Source organism: Pedobacter agri PB92 (assembly GCF_000258495.1).
Lineage (GTDB): Bacteria > Bacteroidota > Bacteroidia > Sphingobacteriales > Sphingobacteriaceae > Pedobacter > Pedobacter agri.
The window spans coordinates 1-6059 of sequence record NZ_AJLG01000237.1 but is presented as its reverse complement, the minus strand read 5'-3'; the positions used below and the strand labels follow the sequence as shown (position 1 = coordinate 6059).

The window sequence follows — 6059 nt, the reverse complement described above, 5'->3', positions numbered from 1 at the left end:
CTTTCAATGATGATGCCTTTAAGGTGATTTTCTTCTTTAATTACTCCTGCGCAGAAGGCGTAGAGCAATACCTCAACATCACTTTCCAAAAGCATTTCCAACCCTACATTTTTCACAGCTTCTGGCTCTACCAAAGTAAGGCTCATGTGCAAAGGGCAAGGCCGATGTTCGCTGGATGCATTTTTTCTTTTAATCTATCAATAAATTTCTGCGGCAGGCCTTTGATAATCTGGTTTCCTTTTTGACCCAAAAAGCCAAGGATCGGAAGTCCGATGGTCATGTTACCGCCGACAAAACTCCTGCTTTCAATCAGCATTACTTTTAAGCCATCATCTGCAGCAGCCTGGGCCGCAATAAGACCAGATGGCCCGCCGCCTACTACTAAAACATCAACATTTGCCCGGATCGGTAGTTCCTTTGCGGGTTCTGTAACTGTTAAAATCTTATTTTCCATATCCATAAATAAAAAATCTGTTAAATCAATTTTGGCTTTTCAGGCCGAATCATCGTCCACAATATGATTACCCCAATGGGGTGAAGAAATGCCATTACAATAAATATTTGTTCGGCACCAATTTTCCCCATCCACTGCCCTACAAAATAATTAAATAATACCGCTCCGCAAGCACCAAAGCCACCTGCAATACCCAATACACTGGCGACGTTTCTTGTAGGAAATGCTTCTGCAACCACCACGCTAATAGTAAACAGCCAGCTTAGGCAGGCAATCGCTACCGTGCTAAAAATTAATAAGGTAGAAAATGCACTGGGTAAATAAGGTGTTAGAATGCAAAATGGCGCAAGGGCCGCCACAGAGCTAAGCATAATTTTTCTGGCCTGAAGTGGTTTTTTACCCTTTCTCACCATATAGTCAGACCAGGCAGAAGTTCCGATAGCACCTAAATCGGCCACTAAAAATGGAATCCAGCCGTATAATCCCATTTCTTTTAAACTTAGTCCTGACTGTTCCTGAAGATAACCTGGCAGCCAGAACAGGCAAAAATACCAGACCGGATCGGTAACAAAACGAATAAATAAAACACCCCACAAACTTCGGGTACTCCAGAGCTTTGACCATTTGAAACCTGCATCCTCATTTATAGAAGTGCTGCCAGTAGATTCTGCCAAAATATGAGCTGGTGGTTCACGGTAAACAAAAAACCAAAGTGCAGCGATGATGAGTCCAACGATACCGGCTACGATAAAAACAGTATGCCAGTTATAGGTGATGGCAAGCCATGCCACCAGCGGCGGTGCAATAATCGCTCCGATGGAACTTCCTGCCACGCAGAGACTGTTGGCTGTAGCCCTAAGTTTTCCGGGGAACCAAATGGTAACTACTCTGAGCTGCGCTGGAAAATTAGTCGGCTCTGCCATACCAAGCATGCCACGAAAAAAAGTAAATTGCCCAACACTGCGGGAAATGCCTCCTCCAATACAGGCCACCGACCATCCAATTATACCGAAAAACATGGTGAGTTTCGCTCCAAAACGGTCAACTAACCATCCGGTTACAGGATACATCAAGGCATAACAAATGGTAAAAATATTCAGGATAAAAGCATAGCCATCATCACCCAATTGAAATTCTTTTTTAATAACAGGTTTCAATATTGATACAATTTGCCTGTCGAAGTAATTAAAAACAATGGCCAGGAATATCACTGATATGATAAACCAACGTCTACTTTCGGGTTTTGTGAGTACTGAAGCCATTTATGAGTAGATCTTTTATTTGTCTTTAGGAAGATTCAACTTTCCGAAGAATTTAGCTTTAGGGTTATCTTTTGGAAGCAATGTTTTTATGGCTGAAGCTACTTCGATGGGTAGGTCAGATTCTAAAATATCGGCACCCTGTTCAAAAGTTTCTCTATAATTTTTTGCTCTTTCTCCCCTGTCAGCAAGTTTATCATAAGTTGGCGCTGCAGAAATCATACACATGACGCCGCGGGCATGGAGCATATCAAAAAGTTCTTTGTTCTCTGGCTTGTTTGTTGGGCCAATGTATGCGATCATATTTTTCCATGGGATCCCCGCCGCCTCATATTCCTGTAATGCTTTTTTAGTTTTCACAAAGGCAGAAAACATTCGGTTAGGATTTTGATCATAATAAAATTTGGCATGCCTGGCGTCGTGAACAGTAATCATGATAACCTTATTCGGGTTTTCTTTTAAAATCCGTTCCTGCATCTCCAGCGGAACATCCTTGCGGTCGAGGTTTACCACGGTCTTGCCGGCGCTCCAGTCAATCACCTCTTTTAACGTTGGAATTTTGTATTCCGTTACATGTCCTTCAGGGTCCTTCAATCTGAATTTTTGGAGTTCAGCAAAAGTATAATCAGACACTTTTCCCGTTCCTGTTGTTGTACGCTCCAGCGTGGCATCATGCATTAAAACCATCACGCTATCTTTGGTTAACCGGGGATCGATCTCAAAAAAAGCCGGTGTATATTTTAATGTATTTTCGAAAGTTGCAATACAATTTTCAGGAAAACCTTTTACTGTTCCACCTCTATGTCCACTGATAATTGGCGTAGATTTTCCGGTGTAATTAAAAAACTGCTGGAGCTCGGCTATATTTTTAATTTTTAGCGTATTGATATTCGTTTGCGCAAAGGCGCCAGGCAGGCAAGAAAAAAATCCCAGCGATAAAACAATTCCTTTTAAGTTAAGCTTCATTGGTTTTATATTTTACTGTTTAGCAGTTTTAAAGTCATTACACCATTATCATCAAATTCTATTTCAGTTAATGATGAATTTTGTTGGGCCAGCTGGCGATAATTTTTAAGGGGCATCCCTAGTTTACTGGCCATAAATAACCGGTTAATACCATTATGCCCCACCACCATAATGGTTTGATTTTGATGTTTGGCGATCATTTCATCAAAAAAGCTTGCAACCCGGCTTACAATCTCTGCTCCCGATTCTCCGGTTTCCCCTGCCCTGCTTGTTTCAGGATCGCTCATCCACTTATCCCAGGGTTCTGCGTTTTCTGCAATAAATTCTTCTTTGGTCTTGCCTTCCCAATTGCCGAAATCAACCTCGATCAACCGCTCATCAATAAAAACATCCCGCTCGCCCGAAGCAATCTCGGCAGTTCTTTTTGCCCGAAAAAGCGGGGAAGAATATACCGCATCGATTTTGGTATCACGCAGCTGTTCAAAAACAAATTTTGCCTGCCGTAATCCTTTTGTAGTCAATTCAATATCTGTTCTGCCACAATAACGGTTCCCATCTGCATTATAGGCGGTTTCTCCGTGCCTTAATAAATATACCTTAAGCATAAATTTCCTCTTGTTTGATAAATCCTCTTTTCACTAATTCTCTTAAAAATTCCTGGTAATAAATATCGTATTGGTTTGCCAAGGTTGTTTCTGGTAAAAATTCCTTTTCCACAATGGTAAGCGCATTAGCAGCCTGAATAATATCGTCAAAATAAACTGCAGACGCTGCCAATATTGCGGCTCCGACAGCGCCGGAAACATGTTTCATTTTGATGATTGGACAACGCATTACATTTGCCCTGATTCGAAGCCAGACATCACTTTTGCTTCCACCTCCAGCTGTATAAATAACGTTAATTTTCTCTTTTGATAAATGACTAATCAGTTCAAAAGCATATCTTTCCAAGTAGGCCACGCCTTCCATACTGCTGGTAAATTTTTCTTCGCTTGATAAATTTTCATCCTCAAAGCCGTAAGCATTTGGCGCCATCATTGGAAAACGCTCTCCTTTTTGTATCAAAGGATAAGAAATTATTCCTGTCGGAATGCGTTTCGCCGCTGCCTCATTTAGCTTTTGTAAGTCATTGCCAAATTTTGCAGAAACCCAGTCGGCACCGGTATTACTTGCACCGCCCGGCATCCAGTAACCCGCTGGATGACGGTGAGAATAGATCCTTCCCTCCCTATCGATAATTTCTTTTTTAGTAACGCCCTTAATCACCATTGTGGTACCAATTGTGGTATTCCAATCACCGGGTTTCATGGCGCCTGAAGCGATTTGCGAGGCGCAGCCATCTGTAATTCCGGCTGTAACCGCTACCTTTAAAGGCAAACCCAACTGCCCTGCTAAAGCAACATCAATGGTTCCAATTACAGTACCAGAAGGCACAACTTTTGCCAGCCATTCCTTTTTAATACCCAGTTCAGTTGAAATATAATCCGGCCAATAATAGTCGCCAACATCATATCCTGATTTAAAGGCGTTGGTATAATCAGTAATACCAAACTCACCGCTTAATTTTCCAGTGATATAATCAGCTGCATGAACCCATTTATGAATTTTTTTTGCTTTCTCAGGATAACTTTGAATAAACCAAAGCATTTTTGCAAGCCCGCTGGATGAATTGAAACCGGTAAAACCTTTATTATGATACCTAAGCGCAGCAGCGGTACAAATCTCTCCCTGAGCGGCCGATCGCTTATCGCTGTACATAATGGCCTGATGCAGTGGCTGATGATTTTCATCCAATGGAATCACTGTTCCGGAAGTTGACGTAACGGAAAGGGAAAGGATTTTTGTCCGGTCAATTTGTACGCTCAAAAGCAATTTTTCTAGCGATGATAAACACGATTGCCACCATGCCTCTGGCGACTGCTCTTCTCTTGATCCCTCATTGATGGGAAATACTTCTTCTTCTTCGCCAATTAATTCTCCCTGTGCAGAAAGTAAAACCACTCTTGCTCCTTGCGTTCCGATATCAATGCCTAAAAAATATGCTTCCATTATTGGGATAGTAAATCTCTAAAAGATGATCGCGTTTTTTTCCAGTCTGTCAGGTTCTTTTCATCAGTAGCGGATTTTTCCGGATAAATGGTCTCCATAATGGTGATTTGAGGCTGCGTTTTCCCCAAAGCATCGTTACAAATTAAAACCCCACCTACAACTGAAGACTGGCGGTAACTGTCGCATATGATAATTTTCTTTCCAAGTAAATTCGCAATGAACTGACGGAGCGTTTTGCTTTGCACACCGCCACCGCAGGCCCAGATGTAATCATGTTCATGTGCACTAACCTCGCAAAGACTATCATAATTGCCTTTGATGCTACAAGCGATATCCCAAAGTGTTGCCCAAACGAAACTTGCTCTGCTCAGTTCGTGTGAAACTGGTGCATCAAATAAAAATCCTCCGCGGGTGAGCGGCGACTTTTCATCGGCCAATAGCGAGCCCAAAGAGGCTACACAACTAAAGCAGCCCAGGGCTTTTAGTTCCTGCTCAATTACTTCATAGTCTTCATTTGGATAAAAAACTTCTTTGAGGCGCTGATAATTTAGACCGGTTACACCCGCATTGGCCTCCAGCATAAAATTTTCTTCATCAATATGCCTTCCAGTCCAGGTTCGCTCCTGCGCATCAAGCGCATAAGTTCCGGTAATTTTTATTATTGGCGTAGTTGTTCCTGAAACAATTACCACATCGTTTTCAGCAGGCTGCGTACTTCTTACAGCCAACTGCGTATCCGCCCCGCCAACAATCACTACCGCCTGATCATCAACATTGAAATATTCGGCTACACCACTTTTAATTTTTCCCAATATACTGCCGGAATCAGTCAATGGTGCTAAAGTGGTGATATTTAAGTCGAAGGTGGCGCAAAGCGATTCACTCCAGCTTTTTTCGGCCACATCATAAAGCAGCGTTTCTGATGCCTGCGAATGTTCGTAATGCAATACTCCGGAGAACATAAATTCCACCCAATCGCTAATGCTCATGAAAGTTTGATAAGCCTCCCAGATATCTTTTCTCTTGTTTCGGATGCCTACTAATTTTAGGGCTGAAAATAGTGAAGTGGGGTAACGTCCTGTTAATTTATAAACGGCAGATTTATCACTAATGATATCTTCCCACTCACGACCTCTATGATCGATGTTGGGCAGTCCGATTAACGCTTTACCTTCACTGTCAACCAATACAATTCCCTCCCGCTGGCTGGTAGCGGTGATGGCGACCACCTGATAAGATACAGCATGCAGCAAAACTTTTTGAGCCAAACGATGAACTTGTTGCCACAATACTGACGGCTCAAAATATAGAGCTTCAGGATAGGCAAGGTC

The 6059-nt window shown here is 42.3% G+C and carries 6 protein-coding genes; all 6 read right to left on the bottom strand.

Annotated elements, in window-relative coordinates:
• Positions 1 to 142: 142 nt before the first annotated feature.
• Complete coding sequence (locus tag ON09_RS21895) at positions 143 to 454, bottom strand: FAD-dependent oxidoreductase (RefSeq protein WP_202947181.1); 312 nt, start codon at positions 452 to 454, stop codon at positions 143 to 145.
• Positions 455 to 474: 20 nt separating this feature from the next.
• Entirely contained in the window at positions 475 to 1716 is a 1242-nt protein-coding gene (locus ON09_RS21890; RefSeq protein WP_010603213.1) for an MFS transporter, read from the bottom strand.
• Between the two features lie 15 nt (positions 1717 to 1731).
• Positions 1732 to 2679: a glycerophosphodiester phosphodiesterase family protein gene (locus ON09_RS21885; protein ID WP_010603212.1), complete on the bottom strand. Its 948-nt coding sequence runs from the start codon at positions 2677 to 2679 to the stop codon at positions 1732 to 1734.
• A 5-nt stretch (positions 2680 to 2684) separates the two neighbouring features.
• On the bottom strand, positions 2685 to 3284 hold the full coding sequence (locus ON09_RS21880) for a histidine phosphatase family protein (RefSeq protein ID WP_010603211.1): 600 nt from the start codon (positions 3282 to 3284) through the stop codon (positions 2685 to 2687).
• Positions 3277 to 4728, bottom strand: a complete 1452-nt coding sequence (locus ON09_RS21875) for an FGGY-family carbohydrate kinase (RefSeq protein ID WP_010603210.1) — start codon at positions 4726 to 4728, stop codon at positions 3277 to 3279. The genes ON09_RS21880 and ON09_RS21875 overlap by 8 nt, the downstream gene beginning before the upstream one ends.
• Positions 4728 to 6059: FGGY-family carbohydrate kinase (locus ON09_RS21870; RefSeq protein WP_010603209.1), on the bottom strand; the 1332-nt coding region annotated here is incomplete at its 5' end. The genes ON09_RS21870 and ON09_RS21875, both read right to left, overlap by 1 nt.

What these genes read in the sequence shown, in the direction of transcription:
- ON09_RS21895 (WP_202947181.1), bottom strand. Translation starts at nt 454, where the DNA reads ATGGAAAATAAGATTTTAACAGTTACAGAACCCGCAAAGGAACTACCG.
- ON09_RS21890 (WP_010603213.1), bottom strand. Translation starts at nt 1,716, where the DNA reads ATGGCTTCAGTACTCACAAAACCCGAAAGTAGACGTTGGTTTATCATA.
- ON09_RS21885 (WP_010603212.1), bottom strand. Translation starts at nt 2,679, where the DNA reads ATGAAGCTTAACTTAAAAGGAATTGTTTTATCGCTGGGATTTTTTTCT.
- ON09_RS21880 (WP_010603211.1), bottom strand. Translation starts at nt 3,284, where the DNA reads ATGCTTAAGGTATATTTATTAAGGCACGGAGAAACCGCCTATAATGCA.
- ON09_RS21875 (WP_010603210.1), bottom strand. Translation starts at nt 4,728, where the DNA reads ATGGAAGCATATTTTTTAGGCATTGATATCGGAACGCAAGGAGCAAGA.